Source organism: Horticoccus luteus, assembly GCF_019464535.1.
GTDB lineage: Bacteria > Verrucomicrobiota > Verrucomicrobiia > Opitutales > Opitutaceae > Horticoccus > Horticoccus luteus.
Genome location: NZ_CP080507.1, coordinates 2,630,118 through 2,649,756, shown reverse-complemented (window position 1 = coordinate 2,649,756; position 19,639 = coordinate 2,630,118). Strand labels below are relative to the sequence as shown.

The window sequence follows — 19,639 nt, the reverse complement described above, 5'->3', positions numbered from 1 at the left end:
TTCAGCGGAAGTGCGCGGCGGCGTCGGCGAGAGCGGCGTCGAGCGCGAGGACGCGTTCCGTGTCGCGGTCGCCCGCGAAGAGAAAGCGCGGGCGTTGCAGATCGTCGCGAGCGCGAGCGAGCGCGGCGCGGCCGATGTCGCGCCACTCGACCGACGTGGTCCACGCGCGAGGAGCGCCCGACGCGGCATCGAGATTTTCGTGCAGGAACTCGGCGAGAAACTGCGGTTGGTGGCGGCAGTAGAATTCGGCGCCAAAACGAAAAAGACGCGTGGCGAGCGGCGCGGGTGCGGCAGCGTGGAGAACGTGCCAGCGGCGCGCGAGATTGAGGCCGGAGTCGATCAGATCGCTTGCTGCGGCGACCGCAGGCGCGTGCGTTTCCTCGGGCGCAGTCACGAGGTGGCCGGCGAGGGCCACAAGCGCGGCGCGGCGGGCCATGAGGGAGAGTTCGCCGAAGCGCGGAGCGTCGGCCTCAAGCGGAGCGACAATGGTGAGAGCGGCCTGCGCGGCCTCGAACGCGGACGTGAAACAGTCGGGCGTGTCGGCCGCCGCGAGGGCGTCCGAAAGATTGATCCACGCGCCGGCGAGATTGGCGGGATAATCAGGACAGGCAGCGAGAGGGAGCGGCGTCAGGATTTCGACGGCGGTGCGGTGCGACTGCAACGCGGCGGCGAGATCGGCGTGGTCGCCGGCGGAGCGCAGGGCGTGGCCGCGGTTGAGCCACGCGGCGCCGAGGTGATTGCGCAGCCGATCGTCGTGGGCGTAGGGCAGCGCGGAGAGGAGGGCGATCGCGTGATCGTAGGCGGCGAGCGCGGCCGCGTGGTCGGCGGTGGAGGCGAGTTTCGACAGCGCGTTGCCGCGGTTCATCGCGACGAGGCCGAGGGCGCAGAGGACGTCGTCGGTGGGCGCGGCGGATGCGAGGAACGAGGCGGCTCGGTCGTAACACGCGAGCGCGGCGGCGAGGCCGGCGGGCGTTGCGGTGGCTTCGGCGGCGTGGCCGTGGCGCCGCTCGATTTCGGCGAGGGCAACGTGGCGTTTACTCATGACGGCGGCGCAACGGCGGGCGAACGCGAAGGAGGCGTTTACATTTCCGCCCACTGGCGGAGAAGGTTGTGGTAGACGCCGGTGAGTTGAACGACGGAAGGATGGTTGGGTTGCTCCGCGCCGAGGCGTTGGATGGCGATATCGAGATCGAAGAGGAGGGAGCGTTGCGCGTCGGCGCGGACCATGGATTGCAGCCAGAAAAAGGAGCACAGACGCTCGCCGCGCGTGACGGGCGTGACGTGGTGGAGGCTGGTGGAAGGATAGAGGATGAGGTGGCCGGCGGGGAGTTTGACGCTCTTGGCGCCGTAGGTGTCTTCGATGACGAGTTCACCGCCGTCGTAGTCTGCCGGGTCCGCGAAAAAGAGCGTGCAGGAGAGATCGGTGCGGAGGCGATGAGTGGTGCCGGGAACGACGCGGACGGAGCCGTCGACATGCGTGCCGAAAGTCTGACCGCCGGAGTAGCGGTTGAACATGGGCGGCAGGATGTGCAGCGGCAGCGCGGCGGACATGAAGAGCGGGCTTTTGCCGAGCGCGCGAAGGATGGTGTCGCCGAGTTGGCGGCCGACGGCGCTGTCGAGCGGGAGCTGCTGATTGGATTTTACGTGCGCGCCTTGGTGGCCGGCGGTGGCTTTGCCGTCGACCCAATCGGCGGAGGCCAGGAGCTGGCGCGCTTCGGCGATTTGGGCGGGCGTGAGAATGTCAGGAACAGCGAGAATCATGGCGTAGAGCGCGGAGCGGGATCAGAACGAATAGGTGGCATTGAAGAGGACGGTGCGACCGGCGCCGGGAATGACGTGACCACCGTAACCGCGATCGATGTAGCGTTTGTCGGCGAGGTTGTTGACGTTGAGGCGGAGCGTGAGGTGCTTGTTAACTTCATACGAGGCCATCGCGCCGTAGAGCCAGTAGCGCGTGCCGAGGCCAGCGGAGGGCGCGGACGTTGCGCTGGGCAGGGCGTAGAAGTAGCCGTCGGTGAATTGCGCGCCGGCGCCGACGGTGAAGCCGGCGGGAAGGCGCTGGGTGGCCCAGAGGTTGAGCGTTTGCCGGGGCACGTATTGCAGCGCGGCGTCCACTTGCTGCGCGACGCCGGAGGATTTCACGGTGCCCTCCATGTAAGCGTAACCGGAGAAGATCGAGAGCGTGTCGGTGAGGCGGCCGTTGACGCCGATTTCGATGCCTTCGACCTGCTGATCGCCGGCGAGCACGGTGTCGCCGGCGGCATCGGTCGTGCGGGCGTTGGTTTTCTCGGTGCGGAAGAATGCGAGCGTGGTCGAGAGACGGGTTTTGAGAAAATCCCATTTGGCGCCGATTTCGCTGCTGAGGTTTTTCTCGGGCGCGAGGCTGGCGCTGCTGTTGCCCGTGGCGGCAAGGGCGAGGCCTTGGTTGGAATCGGCGGAGGGATTGAACGAAGTGCCGTAGCCCGCGTAGAGACTGCCTTCGGGGGCGGGTTTGAATACGAGGCCGCCGCGCCAGCTCAACATGTGGTCGGTGCGTTGGAAGCGGGTGGAGGTGCCGTTGGCCGCGACGTTGCGATAACTGACATCGAAGGTTTCCCAGCGGGCGCCGGCGTTGAGTTCCCATTGCGGGCCGAACTTGGCGGTGTCGAAGGCGTAAACGGCACCGGTGTCGGCGATGGCCTTGGTGAAGGCGCCGGTGCGCACGATGGCGGGCGTGTAAGCGTCGTGCGGATTCGGGTGATAAAGATCGGTCACGGGCGGACGGCCGTGAGAAAACAAATCGGTCTTGGCGTCGCTGCGCTGGTCTTCGCGGGAGACTTCGATCCCGCCGCCGAAATCGTGTTGGACGGAACCGGAGGTGAATGAGGCGTTGAAGTTGGTTTGGTTGGCGAGGATCTCGTCGCGGCGGTCTTGATATTTGGTGTCGGTGCGACGGATTTGAGCGAGCGTGGGATCGAAACCGGGGTCGGCCGCGGCGTTGGCGGCGGTGGCGGCGCGCGGCGGAGTCACGACCGCATCGCGGGTATTGCGCCCGTAGCGCGTGAGGTTGCGCAGGGCGGCGCCGCCAGGGAATTTGTGGGTGACGATCGCGGTGGCGCCATCGCTTTCGATCTTCTCGTAGTCGCGGGCGACGAGGCCGTAGAAGTTGCTCCAGTCCAGGTCGGCAATGGTTTGGCCGGCGGCGAAGGCGACGGCGGGAAGGGTGCCGGGAAGGCCGTAGTCGGGGATGTTGTCCTGCGACAGATGTTGATAGGCGAGTGTGACGGTGGTCGGCGTGCCGAGGCCGAACGCGAGGGAGGGCGCGAGGCCCCAGTTGCGGTTTTTCACTTCGTCGCGTCCGGCGACGCCGGCATCGGTCCAGACGGCATTGAGGCGGATAGCGGTGCCGGGAATGGGGCTGGCGGGGAGCGCTTGATTGGCATCGAGCGTGGCGCGCGCGTAGTCGGCGTTACCGGCGGTGGCTTCGATCTTCGTGGCGTCGCGCAGGCCGGGGGTCTTCGTGACTTGGTTGACGGACCCGCCGGTGGAGCCGCGTCCGAACGTGGCGGACGAGGGGCCTTTGACGACCTCGACCTGCTCAACGTTGAACGTATCGCGGGTCATCACGCCGGCGTCGCGCACGCCGTCGAGGAAGACGTCGTTGCGCGCACCGAAGCCGCGGATGAAAAGGTTGTCGCCGGGGGCATTGCCGCCTTCGCCGGCTTGGAAGGTGATGCCGGGCGTGTTGCGGAGGACATCGCGGAGAGAAGTGGCGCCTTGTTCGGTGTAAACGGCGCGCGGGATGACGACGACGGTCTGCGGCGTGTCGCGCAGGGGTTGGGTGTATTTCGGCGAGGCGATGCTTTTGACCTTCGAATCCTGCACCGTCAATTTGGGCAACGCCACGGGGGCGTCGTGGGTCGCAGCGGTGAGGTTGTCATCGTCGGCGGCGTGGGCGGCGGCGGTGAAACCTTGCATCACGGCGAGCGCGGTCAGCGCGGGCACAAGCTCGGAAATGGCGGTGCGTGGACGGGAGGAGAGTTGACTCATCGTGGTGCGGATGAGTCTCAATAGCCTTAATGTGCGTCAAATCTTTTTTGAGATTTTGTCGCAACAACGCATGACGCGACACGCGCGTCGGTCCATGTCCTGTCCCGGCCTCTGAGAATTAACACTAATGCGCATGAGGCGGGGCGCAGGGCGTTCGAAAGGGGGCGTCGCCCGAAAGCAGTCATTTGCGCTTGCAACTTAGGCCGAAAATGTCGCCTCACGCCCGGTTGTCCGCTCCTCTCGGAGATGCCCCCAGACGATGCGCGATTTTCGCTGCGGGAGCCAAAGCGAGAATCCGAGACGCGACGCGTGGGAGCTGTGCTGGACGGTTGTTGAGCCGCTCCGATTCGCTCAGGTGTTGGCGAGTTCGTAACTCAAAATACTGAGGGCGTAAACGGCCGCCGTTTCACATCGCAGCACGAGCGGGCCGAGGGTGATCGGTTGGAATCCGGCCGTTTGGGCGAGACTCATTTCAGCGGGCGTAAAGTCGCCTTCGGGGCCGATCAGCCAGACGACTTTGCGAGGCGACCGACCGGTGGCGGCGACGTGGGCGGCGAGCGCCGTCTTGAGGGAGCGAGCGCCGGGATGCAGACTGGCAATGAGCTTTAAATCGTAACCGCTCGCCTGATCCATGAAGGCGCTGGCGCTTTGCACAGGGCTGATTTCCGGGAGCCATGGATTGCCGCATTGTTTCGCGGCTTCGAGGGCGGCGAGTTGCCACTTTTCGATTTTGCGGTCCTGACGATCGTCGGCCAGATGGACTTGGGTGCGCTCGCTTTCCAGAGGGACGATACGCGCGGCGCCGATTTCGGTGGCTTTGCGGACGATGGCATCCATCGACGGACCCTTGGGCAGCGCCTGACCGAGGGTGATTTCGTAGGGCAGGGGCGGGGCGGATTGGCGGAAGTTGACCTTCAACGTGGCTTGGTGGCGGTCTTCGCGCTCCAAGGTGCAGATCCACTCGTGACCGCGGCCATCGAACGCCACGACGGTCTGCCCAACGCGGGCGCGGTTCACGGAGACGAGGTGGTGCGACTCTTCCCGAGTCAGGGTAATCTCCACGGGGTCGGCCGAAGGTGGCGTGTGAAAGACGCGAAAGTCGGGCATGGACGTGAAGCAACGCCCAGGGGTGGCGCGTGACAAGCGGGGAGTAGCGCGCGACAAGGCGCATTTTCCATTTTACAACGTTCGCGGCGGTCTTACGGTCCGGCTTCTGGCTGGCCCGGATGGCGGAATTGGCAGACGCAACGGACTCAAAATCCGTCGCCCTCTAAAGGCGTGTGGGTTCGACCCCCTCTCCGGGCACCAGTGCTAGAGGTGAATCGTTATTACGGGACGTAAACGGGACACTCCGCACACAATCCTGAGGTATTCTCGCTTTGGTTGTGGTGCGAACGGAATCTAGTCGACCACCGGCTTTCCGATGTCCAGAAACGAAAGGAACCCCTGCCGCAGTAACAGCTCAAGGGTGGCTTCGGCCTGGGTGCGGACCTCAGGAATCGGGCTTTCGAATGCCCGTTCCAGAATCGGCCGAACGTCTTTCTCCTGCATCGCCCATCGCACCTCGTCACTGGGCTGGCGCACCAAGGCTTCGAGAACCTGCAACATGGATAGGAGCCGCTCCGGCTTGTCGCGCTGCTCGCCGACAAACTTCACCAGACGATAGGGCCGTGGACCCGAAGTGAGGAGATTAAGGGCGCTGATCACCCGGCGCACCCGCCAGTCGAGTGGGAAGCACTCGCAGCGAATCCAGTCGGTGAACGCCGCGAGTTCCTCTTGGTAATCTGTCGAGGCATCTGCCGCTCCTTGGGAGACACCCAAGATCTGGCCGAACCTGCGCTCCCAGATTTGCATGACCCGTTCCCGCACTGTGGCCGAGACGTCCTGTTCAGTTGTCTTCTCAAACGCCGACCCGATCTGATCGATGACTGAACCACGGGTATCCGACGCGGCCAGCGCGAAGAATCGGTCGAGCGCCGCCTCGCCAACTTGGTCGGTCGGGAACGACGCGTTCCAGTGGTAGAAGGCGATGTGGACGCCAAGGCGCGAATCGAACTCCCGCCTCGGCGAACGCTGTTCTTTCTCGCTCTTCGTCGCCTCAGCCGCCAGCGCCAGCCCGGCGGGGATGAGCCCCGGGAACGTGTTGATCACCCCAACCATCGGGTTGTCGTATTTGAAGTGCGCCAGAACAGCGGCGTCGCGATGTTGAGGCCGATCTTCAGGAAACAGCAGCTCGGGACGTGGCTTGAATCTGTCGCCGAAAAGGAACACCAACAGGCGAAGACGCGAGCCGAGCAGAGCAAAGAGCGCCGGGGATTCATCGGGATGACGGAGACGCGTTTCGATCGTTTCGAAAACCCACGGTTCCACCGCCTTTTCCGCCTCGTGCTGCTGCACGGCGACGTCGAGGATGGCCTGCATTGCATTGCCCCGCGCCGAATTGATCGCCGTCGTCAGCCAGTCGTTCATCATCGCGGTTTCCCGGTTCGCGAGGCGCGGATCATCTGCCTGCACGATCAGGCGCAGCAATTGAACCACCATCGCCCGTTGCTGTGGGGTAACCGCAGTCTGGGTCTTCACCATCGCTTCGAGGAACCGCGCTGTGGCGCGCGTCGACCACACCGGTTCCGTCTCATCGTCGCTCGAATCGCTCTGACCTTCACCTTTCGTCGCATGCGCGACCACCCATTTGGCCAAAGCCAGCCAGGTCGCCAGATCGGCTTCGGTTACCTCAGCTCCCTTCTGCTCCCGTCCCGCAATTCGCTCGGCCGCCCGGTCCAGAATGCGATGCAGCATTTCCGGCCGCTCGATCTTCTCCCACCATTTGCTAGCGAGGGAAAAACGCGCAGGGTCGCGCTCGATCAAGGCCGCCAGCGTCGAAGCCAAAGCATCGACACTTTCCTCGATCCACCATTCTGGTTTTTCTCTCCGGTTGCCCGGCTTCCACGTATTGAGGAACTGCCAGAGGTCCGCGTCGGGTTTGGCCGCAAGAGCGCCCACCGACACCGGCGACACTTGCTCGATCATTCGGGCCTCGCCCCTGTGAAACGGTTTGTAGTCGTTGGGCGAGATCGGGCGGTCTTGTTGGATTCGCTGCTTGTCGGCGGCGGTGAGCAACGCTTCAAGGGGCTGGAGTTGTTTCCGCCAGAACCGCTCCCGGTCGACTTCCGGCTCCAGCTTGCCGTCTTCGTCAACGGGTCCTGCAAAGACGGTGTCGATGAGCTTGCGGGCTTCGTCGATGTTGAGGAAAGCATTCCCGTGTTTCTCTGCGTGGCGCTGAAGAAGCTGCGCGAACTCGAAGCCGTGTAGGTAGTCGAATCGCCCTAGGTGCGGAAGGACCTCAAGCACGTCGCGCCGCGCAAACTCCAACGTAGAGTCGGGATATTCCGCATAGAGCTGCCAACGAAGGCGGGCAAAGAGCTCCCAGCGATCCGATCGCAGGAGGGACTCGATGTGCGCGATCTTGGGCCCGTCGCCGCTACCAAACGCGACAGCGCATATCGCATACAGCCGCGTAGCCAGGGTTTCCTCCAGATCGCGCGAGCCGCTCGGCGCCTGCCTAAAGTCCTCCAGCCAAAAGCTCGAGGGTGAGTCGCGTGCCGGATCAGCGATCACGTGACTGTCCCACGGTGTGCGTTCGTCCGTTTGCTCCGGAGCGCGGCGCATCGCGGCCCAGCGCGACAACGCCTCGAAATAGATATGGGCGATCTCCTGCGGAAAAACGTTCGCGAGGTGATCGACGAGCTTACGATCGATCTCCGCCAGCTGCCAATGCCGATCCAGCCGCGGCTGGTCCTCGAACGACGATCTCACCGTGGAACCGACGAAGGCTCGCAGGATGCCAACTGCCTCCATTTGAGCGCCTGCCTTAATCCAATCCTGCAACAGATCATCGATCCACACCGCCGTCGCGCGATGCGTGGTTTCGGCCAGATACACCGATAGCGGACGGACTGAAGTGATAGCCTGGCGATCGCGCAGTTTGGTGAGGCAGCGCAATACTTGGTCAGCGGTGGCCTGCACGGCCGACAACGGCATCCGCAGCAGAATCGCCGCGGCTTGGGAAGGAGTAGTTTCGGAGAAACGAGCGAGAGCAAATAGCGGTAGCCGGTTGCGAAAGATAGTTCGCCGATCGGGCTGGGTTTGGTCGACGAGTGGCTTCGAAAAATATCCCTTCCGCTCCAAGACCGGTAGCCACGCGGCGTCTTTGAGTTCGCCGAAAAACAGCTCGTCGTTGGGGGCGCCCGAGGCCACGAGCGCCAGCGCGCGTGACACACCTTCGGCGTCAGGCAGAGTGATCGCCGCGGATTTGAGCCAGTCGAGTTGTGCTTGAAGCGTCATTTCACTTAGAAAGGAAAGGTCTCAGTCGCGGTGATCGGAGGAATCTGCGGAAGGCTTGGGCTCGGATCCTTGATACCGAGGTGCGAGAACGCGTCCAGCACCTGAAGAAGCCCACTGTGCCGATGGTCGACCTGATCGTAGGCAATCTTCTGGAAGACACCGAACGTCGAGCCCAAAGCTTGCTCATCAGGGTCGTCCTCCGCCCACTCCACGTTAACGAGATGAATGTGTTTGAGCCCAGTCAGCTTGGGGTGGTCGTCCTTTCTCAGTTGCTCCACCACACGGAAGAGGCCGGGTTCATGCAGAGACATTCCAATGAATACGCAGGGCAGATGGGTGAGCAGGTTCTTCCACCAGTTGAAAAGATGATGGCCCGTTTTCGGGTCCGCGTAGTAATGATTATAATCCGACCTTTTCAGGATGATCTGACGTGACCAGTTCGGGTTTGCGGGATCCGCGTAGCCGTGCACCGCGACCAGTCGCCTCCTGTGTTCCAAGTCGCAGGGTTGAGTTGTCAGGCCATCACCATGCCGGCTCGGGTAGACTGTGAACAGGTGGCTGGAGTCGGGGTATCTTTCGAAGAACGCGCGCGGGAGTAACCGATCATAGTTGAACGTGACATAACTCTTGAACGGGATCTGCACGAGGTGCCTGTAAGCGCGGGGGTCCCAGAGAGGGGCCTCCGCATCGAACGAAGTCCCGATTGCCGAGAAGTAGGCTTCCGGGTTCGCAACAAACGCTCGTTCGCAGAAATTCCAAGGATACTCGTCAGCGATCCCCTGCACGTTGCACGCCTTGGCCAGCGCGTCCTTCAACGCTCCCATAGAAGGAACGTAAGGCGTCGACGGACCCGAGCCGATCACCGCGACCCGCTGCGGAAACTCCGCGGCGATCAGATCCTCGATACATTTATCGTTGAACTCCTTCCGGGTCACAGGCGAGTGACGAAATTCTCGCGCGCACTCGGCCGAAGTCGAGCGCAGTCTCAATATAGCGCAGGAGCGGCATCGTGTGTTTGAGCTAAAACTCGTCACGCGCGCTATACCTGATGTCGAGTGCCCAATTGCCCGGCGTTCAACAGTGGGATTGGCCTGCTATACGGCGATGCACTGACCCCGGTGATGCTCGGCTTCGCCGAGGCTTGCGCCGACCACGACTCCCGAAGAGCGGTCCTCCACAGCTTCGTCGGCGACAAAGCCAACGGTATACTGACGTTCGACCCCTCGATAACGGGAGGAGCGGAACGGGACGCACATGATCAGGGGCCATGCTGGCGTTTCGTCATCGAAAAGATTCGCCGCGAGGCCGCTGCCTCCAGCATTCTCGCCGACGAACGTTCGTCTGTCTTCCAGCTCCGTGAACATCATCTACGAAGGAAAGCTGCGGCGGCTTGGCTTCACCATCGCGCATGCCGATGTCCTGGAGGCGCCGGTGGAGGCAATCGTGAACAGCGAGGAGACGGGGTTCCGCCTGGCCCGTAATCCCAACTCCCTCAGTGGCCAGATCCGAATGCGTTACGGCGAGAACGTGCAAGCGGAGCTTGATCAGATCACCCGAGGTGAGGTGCAGCGGCCCGGAACTGTTCTCGTCACCGGCGGAGGGGACGATTTCAAATACATCTTTCACGCGGGCTTTCACGATCCCGCGGACTGGCCCGGCCGGCCCGGTTGTTCCGACGAAGCGGATTATTTCCAAGCGATCCGAGCCTGTGTCGCTGAGACCCTACGTTTGGCCCAGGCGCGCCAGGTTGCATCGCTTGCTTTCCCTCTGCTCGGATGCGGCGCCTTCGGCCTGAGCGTCCATTTGCTGCTCCAGCAGTTTTTGGATACGCTAGATCAATACGATCTGACACTCGCAGAGGGAGCGGAATTGCAGGTTTGGCTGGTGATTCGCGACGAGGCGCAGATGCGGGAGGTGATCCAGCAGTTCATCGCTTTCACGCTGGGCGATCGATGTCGCACCGTCAGCCTAGTGCTACCCAGCACGAAGGTGGCGCCGTTGGATCGGTTCGGTGCGGTCTTGCAGCGGCGGCATCCGGAGGATTGGGCCAAATGGCAGCTCTGCCGGTATGCGGAGGTGGCACTCGAAATCATGTGCTACGGCCTAAGTCGGGCAGCGAAGATCTCTGATCCCGAGGAAGTGCTGCCGGAGGGGGAACCCGCCACGTTCGGTCTGGTTCATGAGCAGGCGAGAAAGGCCGCCTCGGCAGATCTGGATCCGACGATTTGGGGCGCCCGCTTCTTCGCGGGGGTTATTTCGCGTGAGGATTGCGCCCACGCCCTCAGATCTGTCCGTCACGAGCGAAACAACCTCGCTCACGGGAGGAAAAGTATATCGTTGGGTGAACTCGAAACGAACTGCTACGTCGGGTTGCAGCTGGCGGATTGGAGTAGGATTCCCGAGATGGATGGCTCGCTTGATCTTTCCCAATGGAAGCCTTGGATTGTGCGTCGGGACAGCGAGCTCACCGGGGCACCGCGGGAAGGCCTGCTGGAGAGATGTCAGGAATCAGTGCTGCGCTACGTCATTCCCGAAACGGGAGAGATGTTTGCGCTTCCCAAACGTATCAATTTGCCAGCTGCTCTTTCCGTGCCCCGATAGCTTTGGAGCGATCCCGAGCGCACCGATATCTCCATCGACCGCCCCACCGCGCCTCATTGCCGATTTCCTACTCCTTCTCAAAGCCGTGACTCTCGAACTTCAAGGTTCGGCCATTCTCGGTGACGATTCGGACCAGCTGGTCACTCGCGCCCCTGGGCAGGTGTGCGTCGATTTCTAGTCGCACAGTTACTTCCGATCCGAGCTGAGCGGCCAAGTGAGCGATTACCTCGTCGGCGCCCCGGCTCGCATCGCGGCCTACGCGCATGGTGTCCAGCTCAACGGTGCCGTGGTAGCGACGCAGGGATGGCGTTTGCGCCGCGTTCGACACGATGTCGACCGCCCCATTCACCTCGGGATTGCTGACGCCGTTGGTTGGAACCCCGTCCTCCCGCTCACCGCCCGCAGCTGGCGGATTCGGTTTGAGTTCGGCATCGAGCTGTTGGCGGGTGACATTCGCTTTCACGAGTAGCCCGACGTCGTCAGCTCCGATTGAGATTATCTGACCGCACCGCGAGTTCAACCACTTTGGCAGTTCCTCCATGTAAGCCCGATAAATCAAGAACTCCACTCGGCGCTCTTGAAGCGCGATCGACAAATCAGCCGGAGGATCGATCTGAATCTCGGCGTGACTTTGACCCCGCACAAAGCGACCGGTCAAAGGCTGTTTATCTGCGAGCAGCGATAGATGGCCTGAACCCTTCAAGCTTTGCGGAGCATCGCCAAGCATCATCCCCCTATGCCGCCTCGCAGAGGGCGTTGAAGGCCATCCATTCGAGGATGAACGCCTCTAAGTGGTTCCTGTTTTGATATTGTATGGCGACCTTTGCCGAAGTGCGCGGAGCAGTTCTCGCTGATCGCTATCCAAGTCGAGCTGTTTGGGACGCAACAATGCAGAAGTTGAGCTATTCGAGCTGTTGTTCATGCCGCACAAACGAAGTGTCGGGCCAAAGGGCGAAGAGTGCTCGTGATATGGCGGCAAGGCCGTGGCGACGAGAGATAAATGCGGACTCTGCTAACAGCAATTCAGTTGCGGCCTGGCTTGGAGGCGCGCTCCTGATCGCGTTCGAGCTCCTTTAGCACAGGCGAATCTTCGGTGGCGGTTTCCGTGGGACACAACCAAGCTTCGGCTTCGCGTCGTCCTATCCGCTGCTGGGCGAATGCCTCGAGCAAGGGGGCCAGGCGCGAAACGGCCGCCATGTGACCGTCGGCGAAGGTGGTGAGCTGCGCCGCGAGACACATGCCATCGCCCAAATGCAGTACGCTCTCGAAAGTGAATTCGCGGGGATCGTCCGAGATGAACGACGAAGCGAACGTGCAGCGCAAATTGAGGAAATTACAGAATTCAGCAGGGCCATCGACCGCATCACCGATAGGGCAAAGAATACGCGTGAGAAGGACCAGACGAGGGATCGGCGGTTCAGCAACGGCCGTCACAGCGATTACCGAACCGTTCACGCGGGCACGGAAGGAGAGACGCAGCGTGGAACTCTCGTCGAACGCGGTGACGCTATTTCGCACAAAGTAGCTACGCAGGGCCGCTATCGCTTCGCTTGGAGTGGTGATGATGGTGGTTTTCATAAAGCTGGAGATTTGAGGCATTGGTTCAGGACAGAATTGCGCCCGCGGTGATGTCGAACTGGGCAAATTCTGTCTCACCCGGCAGTTCACGGATCTCGGATGCGGGGATGTGCCCCGAGAGATCGTCTGGCCGCTGGTGGTCGAAACGACCACGGTAGCGAATGCCACCGGGCGAGTAAAAGGCGCCTTCGACCTGAAAGGTGGCTCCGCTTGAGCGGTGAACTCCACAGGTGCCGGGGCGGATCACCTGGACGAGGTTGACGGAGGCTGGGTTGGTGGTGTCAGTCGGTGTATCGAGCTCAGCTACTTGGCGTCCCAACTCCTGAGCGGAGTGCGCTAGCGCACGGAGTGCTTGGAGCGTGATGGCGTCCATACTTGCGGAGTTCTGCGCCGCGGTTACCGCGCGGGATAGGACGTCCTTGAGGACATCCGGGCTCGACAGATGACTGGAGAGTCGAAGGCTGCCGTAGACCCGGTCGTAAAGCGCGACGAACCGGTCGCCGCGCTGCAGCCCACGCCGTGAAACCCGGAGCCGACCAGTGCCGGCAGCCAGATCCTGCCGCTCGATCGGCACCACGCGCAGGAAGGAGTCCTCCAGGGCGCTGGCGATTTCACTGATCCGAACCGCAGCATTGGAAAGCTCCGGATGGCTCAACAGCACGCCCGTTGATTCGATATGCCGGCAAAAACGTTCATTGGCGTAAACGACGCCACTCGGCTCGTTCTCCTGGAGCGGATACTGAACATCACGTTCGGCGCTCCCACGGCGTTCATGGAAGCCACTCACGGATTCACGCGCCTGAAGACCGGTCTCTACGACCGACAGGTCACCGTGCTGCCGCCAGACAAGCACCGCTTCGGGGGCCAAATCCGGCTGAATCACCGGGGACAAAGCACGCGGTTTGGTGAAGCATTGCCGGCTCTCGTCCACCAGCACCATGCGCCGATTTACTTGGACGCTCCGCACACGATACGCACGACCTGCATGCCAATAAACTGCGCCGGGGTAGGCTTCACGCAGGACTTGAGCGAATGTCATCGTGCCGAGTTTCATGACAAAATGTCCGCGGCCGCACTTTACCGTGAACTGGAGATCACAGTCGCGTAGTGGAAAGACGTGATGAGGGGCTTCGTCGCCGGCCGGTCGCATGGCACGCAGATCGCCGACCGATTCGCCGCGAAGCTCTTTTCCGCAGAGTTCGAGAAAGCCGGCGGGAAAATCCACTTGAGAGCTGAACTCGCTCGGCGGATTATCCAGCTCACTCCAACGTTCCTCGTGCGCCTGACAAAGAACGTGGATGTATTGGACGCGCGGGTTGTCGAGATAGAGGGTGCTGCGTTGCAGAGGCAGTGTGCGCACTAGCTCCGGATTTCTCATCAATTCGGCGGAGGCCGCAGATCCGTCAGCAACGATGAAAATATCTGCTGGGCCATGGCGGCCGAACCGGCCAAGTCGCTGAAAGAAAGCCGTGGCCGAGCGAGGCGCGCCGACGATAAACCCAAGTCCGAGGTCGGGGAGATCCATGCCTAGTTCAAGCGCACTTGTGCTGATGAGGCCGGACACACGACCACTGCGAAGATGGTCCACCAACTCGCGGCGATAGGAGTTGTCGAACCCGGAGCGATAGGCTCGCACCGCGCCTCCGGCGGCGGCTTCGAGTCCGGTCTCGTTCACCTCGCTGCTTTCATCGTCGATGCTCTGCCGTCCTGCGCCTCGCGCGAAGTGCTCAGCCTGCACTCGACTTTCCACAAACGCGAGGAATCGACTGTCGCCGGTGTCGGCGCACGCGCGGAACCAGCGGCCGAGTCCGGCAATGAGGTCTGACGCCCCAGCAGGTTGGATGAAGTGAAGGCGCTTCAGGTGCTGCGGCGAAGAGTCGCTCTCCGGGCCGACGAGAGTGAAGTCGCGGCCGGTCAGTGCGCGAAGATGACTGCCCGCTTCTGCCATCGTGGCCGAGGCTGCGGCGATTTGGAAGCAGCCACCAAGTCGACGCACGGCATGGTCGAGCCGGCGAAACAAGAAGGCAGACTGGGTCCCGAATACGGCGGTGTATGCGTGCGCTTCATCGATCGCGACCAAGCGCAGGTGCTTCAAGAATCGACGAACCCCGGCTTCCTTCTCGCGGTTCAGCATCGCCCAAGCGTGGAGGATGTCAGGAGTGGCAATCACGATCCGAGCCTTGGCAATCGCCTTCGCGCGCTCTGCCCGGCCAATACCGTCGCCGATGATAAGCAGTGCCTCTGTCTGGAGGCCGGCGATCCGCAACGCTTTGTTCCAACGCTCATGCTGCTCCTCGGCGAGCGCCCGCAACGGGTAAAGTACGAGGATTCGGGACGAATCGTCTTTCGCGATCAGATCGATTGCAGCCGTTTGAAACACTAGAGACTTACCTGAACCGGTTCCCGTGGTGACTGCCGTGTTGCGTCCCGCGAGCAGGTGCGCGAGCGCGAGCTGTTGATGCTTGTATATGCCTAGGGGCGATTGCGACGCGACTCGAAGTCCCGGATCTGTCAGCGGGAGGGTTGCTGGAGCAACCCAGCGGCCGTCACGGACTGGAAAATGCATTGTGTGGATGTGTTGCCAGCTAAGTTCGGCGAGGAGCTGCTGGTGCAGCGCAGGAACGTGGGAATTCGTGGGTTGGGGTATTGCGGCGGAGAGTTGGTTCGTTTCCATGCTCACAGCCTGCCTCATGGCATTGGATTATTCTCGTTTCTTCGCCGTTACTCACATAAGTTTTAAGTTATGGAAACTTTGGAGCTAAGAGCGTGGATCCGGCAGCGCAATCTTGAGGCGGTCACATTCGGGCAGCTGCTCACCTTGCTGGACCTTGTGAGCGCCGAAAGCGTGGAGAAGGTCGGGCGTGAGCAGGGGCGCGAGAAGAACCTCTCCGCCGGAGGCGTGAATGCTCGTCAGAAACTCGAGCGCCTGAATCAAGCGCTCAAACTCGGTCCGAATCTGTTGCGGCGAAGCGGACGATTCTCTCGCCCGACCGAGGCTGGAACGCGTGTCGCAGGTGAGTTCCGAATCTTCCTGCATGGTCTGCGCGCGATTTCCTCGCCGAAGGAAGAAAAGCAAACCTGGGTTATCGCCGCAGGTGATACGTGGATGCAGTCTTTGTTGATGCCGGCGCTGATCAGAACGGCGAAGAAGTATCCCACCTGGCGTTGGGATGCGCGTAACCTGCGGTCGTCCGAGATTCGCTCCGGGCTGCGTGATGGAATCCTTCACTTCGGATTCATGCGTGAGGGAGAAGTAGGTGCCGGTCTGGAGATGAAGCCGGGGTATCGGCACGACTCGTTCACCATCGTCGCCGGGGATGCTGCCGGCGCTCCGCAAACTGCGAACGGACTTATCCGCTGGCTTATAAAGAAGCAGAGACCATTCGTGCAGCAGGCCTCAACCTGGACGCCGATCCGGGAGCAATTACTCAAAGCGACGCCACGGCTGGATGTGCTCTCCGGACTGGAAATCGAGATCGCCTGTCAGAGCCATACGCAAGCGGCGGAGGCAGCACACACGCAGGGGACATGGTGCATTGTGCCATCGGTGATCGGGCGGAATTACGCGGAGTCATGCGTCACGATGGATATTCGCATCGCCGTCGATCGCATGGTGGTGGCATATAATCTTCGGGCCCTGAGCAAGCACGTTGCGTATGATCGAGCCCGCGACCTGCTGTGCGCCGAGATTCTGCGCGGGGGACAAGCACTCGGTCGCTAAATTGGAAGGGCGATGGCCTCTTTTCGCACCGGAGCTTATTGAGGTCGATTCGCCGCCCTCGGATTACAATTTTGGGCCACAGCGTCATGGCCGAGCTTGTCGAGCACCTGCAACAAGAGGGACCGGTCCGGAGGAATCTGGTCTCGGTCAGATGAAAAATAGGCCGATGGCAGTAGCATGCGCACAGGATCTTCCAAACGATCGCGTGACTGCGGCCTCAATAGCGCACTTCGCCAGCGCCGTGCCGAGGCGTGTCTCCGTCGGGTCGAGGACTAACATTTGTTTGGTGCACTCTTCAACTCCCTCCAGGCGCGCAAGTATCAGCGCCAGAAGGCCTCCGAAAAGTCCGCTTAGAAGCGTGACCGGACGAGCGCGGGCAAGTCCTGCGCCGCCGTGGTCGCCTACGACCGGTTGGCGGGAACCGGCTTCATCTCGCGGCGGACGCGAACGGGCAACATACAATCCTCGTGCCACGCGCCGGTGAGCAGAATTTCATGCTGCACTGCGGGCACGCCGGCTTCGTTGCGGTGCATCAGGCCGATGAGCATTTCGACGGCGAGTGCTCCGATTTTTGCGGGGTCGTAAAACACACCCGTGCACGCGAGTTCACGCCGGTGTTCCAGCGCGACCATGGCCACGTCGCCCGGGACACGGCGGCCGATTTTTTTCAACCATTCGACCGCGAGGCGCGGATTGTTGACGAGGAGTGCATCGGGCTCGTGGTCGAGAAACCATTTCCGAAACTGCTCTTCGTTGGTCGGATCCTGCGGACAGACCGGCAGGCGATTTTTCGCGGGCAGCCGGAGCTGTTGGCGCAAATACGCTCCAAGCCAGCGGTCGCCGACGTGAGGGCTGTCTTGTTTATCCGTAAACGCGAATCCGATGCGCTGGTAACCGCGTTCGACACATCGCTCCATGGCCTGCCAGACGGTATCAAAATGGTTTTCCGTCACGTGGTGGAGAATGGGCGAGCGCAACGTCATGCCCAGGGCCACGCAAGAGAAGCGATCCCACTCCAATTCGAGCGAATCCTGGCCGGTGGGGAGGCGGCCGATGATAAGTCCATTAATGCCGCGCGCGGAGAGAATGTCGCAAAAGCGGTGGGGCGTCATGCCGGGTTCGGCGAGCCAGAAGTGTTCGACTTTATAGCCAAAGTCTTCGGCGCGAGCGGCGGCACCGGGAAAGAAGTCAGGACGGTCGTGGTGCTCTGGTTTCCAGCCGTAACGCGTCGGGTAATTCGTAACGAAGGCAATCGTGGCCTGTTTCGGCGGCTTGCCGGAACGGCGGACCTGCATCAGCGCCGACACCAAGGGGTTGGTGCGGTAACCAAGTTCGCGGGCGATGGCTTTGACGCGGTCGCGAGTGGCCTGCGGAATCCGGGGATTATCACGAAGGGAAAGCGAGACGGTGGTCCGGTGCACACCGGCCGCTTGGGCAACGTCCTGAAGTGTCGTTTCGTTCTGCACTACGGGGAGGCGAAAATGAGAAGGAGAAGAAAGCCGTCAAAGACTTGCGTCCGTCGGATCGATTGATGAGGCGGGCCGCAGGTTGCGTTGAACGAGCGGTAGACGAACTGATTTTTCAACCGCCCGCAAGCACGGTGCGTTCACCTTAGTCACCGCCGAGGCTGCGTCGACATGGAGAGGGAGGAAACGCGGTCCGCCCACGGCTCGGGTCGGGACGGTCTCGAATGCGTTTGCCCCGCGCGGGAGGCGGGCGTCACGACGTGCGTGTTAAGCGAGCAAGGAAGCGCACCACATCGGGCCGAGCCGCCCAACCGGGAGGCGCCAAGGTAAGCGCGTGATCGAAATCCGAACGGGCCGCGGCGGTTTGGCCGAGCGCGAGATTGGCTTGGGCGCGCATGAACCACGACTCCGGGTTTTGCGCATCGTGGTCGACGGCCAGCGAGAAGTCGCGCAGGGCGTCGGGCCAGCGGCCTTGGCTCGCCGCGAGGAGGCCGCGTTGACGCGCGGGTGAGGCGGGATTGACCGCGAGTTTGATGGCAAGAGTGAGGTCGGTTTGAGCGGAAGCGGTATCGCCGCGTTCCATTTCATGGATGGCCCGCAGTTCGTAGAGTTCAGGCATGGCGACGCGCGGCGGCGTATGGAGCGCAGCCAGTTCGTGGTAGAGGTAGAAAATGGGATTAACGCGGTCGTTCATCACATGATGCGCCGGCAGCAGGACGGCGGCGCAGGCGCCAACCCACAAGGCGCGCGTCAGCCAACCGATGTCGAGACGATGGAGGAGGATCACTCCCAGCACGCTGGCGGGCAGCACCATCGTCATGGAGCGGCTATAGTCTTGTGCTGTGGCGAGCCCAATTCCCACGACCAGCACGACGGCGGCGGCCAGCAGCCACCCTTGGCGGATAAGTTCCGGAGCTCGCGAAGCAGCGGGTGCCGAGGCCGGGTGTTTCCACAAAAGAAAAAAGCCAGCGCCGGCAAAAAACCAACCGACGCGCAACCCGTCCCAGATACCGAGCGCGATCCGGCTCAACGGAGCATCCAGATAGTGGCGCAGTCCCATGTAGCCCGAAATCGTGGCCTCAGAACTGGAATACCTGCCTAACACGCCGAGGCGCACGACGACAAAAGCGGCCAGCAAAACCGCGGGCACCGCGAGGTCCGTGCGCCAGCGAAAGCGAGCTGTCGCCGGCAGCGCTCCCGCGGCATCGAGCACGGAGCGACAGAGGAGAGCGAGCGGGGCGGCGAGAACGAAGCGTTCATCAATCCAAGGCGCCCAGACGCATGCAAACCAAGCCCATTGGCGGACGTCGGCGAAGGCGACCAGCAGCAAGGCCAGCGCGATCCACGAATCCCAGTAGCCGAGCCAGCCTGTGGAGGTGAAGAACCAAGAAGCCGCGCCAAGCGCGATTCCGGCCAACCCGCACTGCAGCCACGCGAGCCCTTGCCGACGCAGCAGTGCGATGAGATAACCTAATACAAGCACGCAGCCGACGTCGGCCAGGCCGAACAGGATCGCTGGCGGCAAATGCAAAAGCCGGCCGAGGCTTGGAAACAACAACCGCCATTGGATCGCCCGATGCAGCGGATCAGCGATGGGGCCGCCCAAATGATCGACTTGGGCGAGGACGCTCGCGCCGCGTCGAACCTCAAGCATCATTTGCATCTCGGGCACGCGAGCCCAGAGAAGAAAGGCTCCCCAGCAGGGACTAAAAAAGAAGATCAATACCGCGAAGACGGCGACCGCGAGCAACCAACGGCGGAAGATTTCGGCGGAGTTAGGTGAAGTCACGGGTGAGGGGAGCGCGGGAGCGAGCGAGGCGTTCCGCATTGAAGGGAGGCGACGCGCGAGCGCGGAACGTGCAAGACCAATGACAACCGCCGACCGCCGACAACTTAAAATCGC

The 19,639-nt window shown here is 62.1% G+C and carries 14 protein-coding genes and 1 tRNA gene; 3 read left to right on the top strand and 12 right to left on the bottom strand.

Annotated elements, in window-relative coordinates; all coding sequences use genetic code 11:
- Nucleotide 1 precedes the first annotated feature (1 nt).
- The 4 genes from K0B96_RS10865 to K0B96_RS10850 form a co-directional block, all read right to left on the bottom strand.
- Nucleotides 2-1,042 (bottom strand): hypothetical protein, encoded by a 1,041-nt coding sequence (locus K0B96_RS10865; protein WP_220160925.1) that lies wholly within the window; start codon nt 1,040-1,042, stop codon nt 2-4.
- A gap of 38 nt (nt 1,043-1,080) precedes the next feature.
- Nucleotides 1,081-1,761, bottom strand: coding sequence for a Fe2+-dependent dioxygenase (locus K0B96_RS10860; protein WP_220160924.1), 681 nt, complete (start codon nt 1,759-1,761; stop codon nt 1,081-1,083).
- 21 nt (nt 1,762-1,782) lie between these two features.
- The gene (locus K0B96_RS10855) at nt 1,783-4,029 is read right to left on the bottom strand and encodes a TonB-dependent receptor (protein ID WP_220160923.1); all 2,247 of its coding nucleotides are present in this window, start codon (nt 4,027-4,029) and stop codon (nt 1,783-1,785) included.
- A 351-nt stretch (nt 4,030-4,380) separates the two neighbouring features.
- A complete protein-coding gene (locus K0B96_RS10850) occupies nt 4,381-5,136 on the bottom strand; it encodes an RsmE family RNA methyltransferase (RefSeq protein ID WP_220160922.1) in 756 nt (251 codons plus the stop codon).
- A gap of 113 nt (nt 5,137-5,249) precedes the next feature.
- Between K0B96_RS10850 and K0B96_RS10845 the strand changes: the two genes are divergently transcribed.
- Nucleotides 5,250-5,337 (top strand) — tRNA-Leu (locus K0B96_RS10845).
- A gap of 93 nt (nt 5,338-5,430) precedes the next feature.
- Here the strand turns inward: K0B96_RS10845 and K0B96_RS10840 are convergent.
- The 3 genes from K0B96_RS10840 to K0B96_RS10830 form a co-directional block, all read right to left on the bottom strand.
- Nucleotides 5,431-8,370, bottom strand: coding sequence for a hypothetical protein (locus tag K0B96_RS10840; RefSeq protein ID WP_220160921.1), 2,940 nt, complete (start codon nt 8,368-8,370; stop codon nt 5,431-5,433).
- Between the two features lie 5 nt (nt 8,371-8,375).
- Entirely contained in the window at nt 8,376-9,305 is a 930-nt protein-coding gene (locus tag K0B96_RS10835) for an SIR2 family protein (RefSeq protein ID WP_220160920.1), read from the bottom strand.
- A gap of 159 nt (nt 9,306-9,464) precedes the next feature.
- Nucleotides 9,465-9,737 carry a hypothetical protein gene (locus tag K0B96_RS10830; RefSeq protein WP_220160919.1) on the bottom strand — a complete coding sequence of 91 codons (273 nt, stop codon included), beginning with the start codon at nt 9,735-9,737 and terminating at the stop codon, nt 9,465-9,467.
- Between K0B96_RS10830 and K0B96_RS10825 the strand changes: the two genes are divergently transcribed.
- A complete protein-coding gene (locus tag K0B96_RS10825; protein ID WP_220160918.1) occupies nt 9,727-10,971 on the top strand; it encodes a macro domain-containing protein in 1,245 nt (414 codons plus the stop codon). The genes K0B96_RS10830 and K0B96_RS10825 overlap by 11 nt on opposite strands.
- A gap of 67 nt (nt 10,972-11,038) precedes the next feature.
- On the opposite strand, the gene K0B96_RS10820 is transcribed toward K0B96_RS10825, so the two are convergent.
- From K0B96_RS10820 to K0B96_RS10810, 3 genes are all read right to left on the bottom strand, one after another.
- On the bottom strand, nt 11,039-11,701 hold the full coding sequence (locus K0B96_RS10820) for a hypothetical protein (RefSeq protein WP_220160917.1): 663 nt from the start codon (nt 11,699-11,701) through the stop codon (nt 11,039-11,041).
- Between the two features lie 293 nt (nt 11,702-11,994).
- Nucleotides 11,995-12,549: a hypothetical protein gene (locus K0B96_RS10815; RefSeq protein ID WP_220160916.1), complete on the bottom strand. Its 555-nt coding sequence runs from the start codon at nt 12,547-12,549 to the stop codon at nt 11,995-11,997.
- A gap of 25 nt (nt 12,550-12,574) precedes the next feature.
- Entirely contained in the window at nt 12,575-15,223 is a 2,649-nt protein-coding gene (locus K0B96_RS10810; RefSeq protein WP_220160915.1) for a DEAD/DEAH box helicase, read from the bottom strand.
- 69 nt (nt 15,224-15,292) lie between these two features.
- On the opposite strand from K0B96_RS10810, the gene K0B96_RS10805 reads away from it, so the two are divergent.
- Nucleotides 15,293-16,270, top strand: a complete 978-nt coding sequence (locus tag K0B96_RS10805; protein WP_220160914.1) for a LysR substrate-binding domain-containing protein — start codon at nt 15,293-15,295, stop codon at nt 16,268-16,270.
- Between the two features lie 401 nt (nt 16,271-16,671).
- Here the strand turns inward: K0B96_RS10805 and K0B96_RS10800 are convergent, their stop codons facing one another.
- Nucleotides 16,672-17,736 carry a LacI family DNA-binding transcriptional regulator gene (locus K0B96_RS10800; RefSeq protein WP_220160913.1) on the bottom strand — a complete coding sequence of 355 codons (1,065 nt, stop codon included), beginning with the start codon at nt 17,734-17,736 and terminating at the stop codon, nt 16,672-16,674.
- Nucleotides 17,737-17,989: 253 nt separating this feature from the next.
- Nucleotides 17,990-19,525: a tetratricopeptide repeat protein gene (locus K0B96_RS10795; RefSeq protein WP_220160912.1), complete on the bottom strand. Its 1,536-nt coding sequence runs from the start codon at nt 19,523-19,525 to the stop codon at nt 17,990-17,992.
- Nucleotides 19,526-19,639 lie beyond the last annotated feature (114 nt).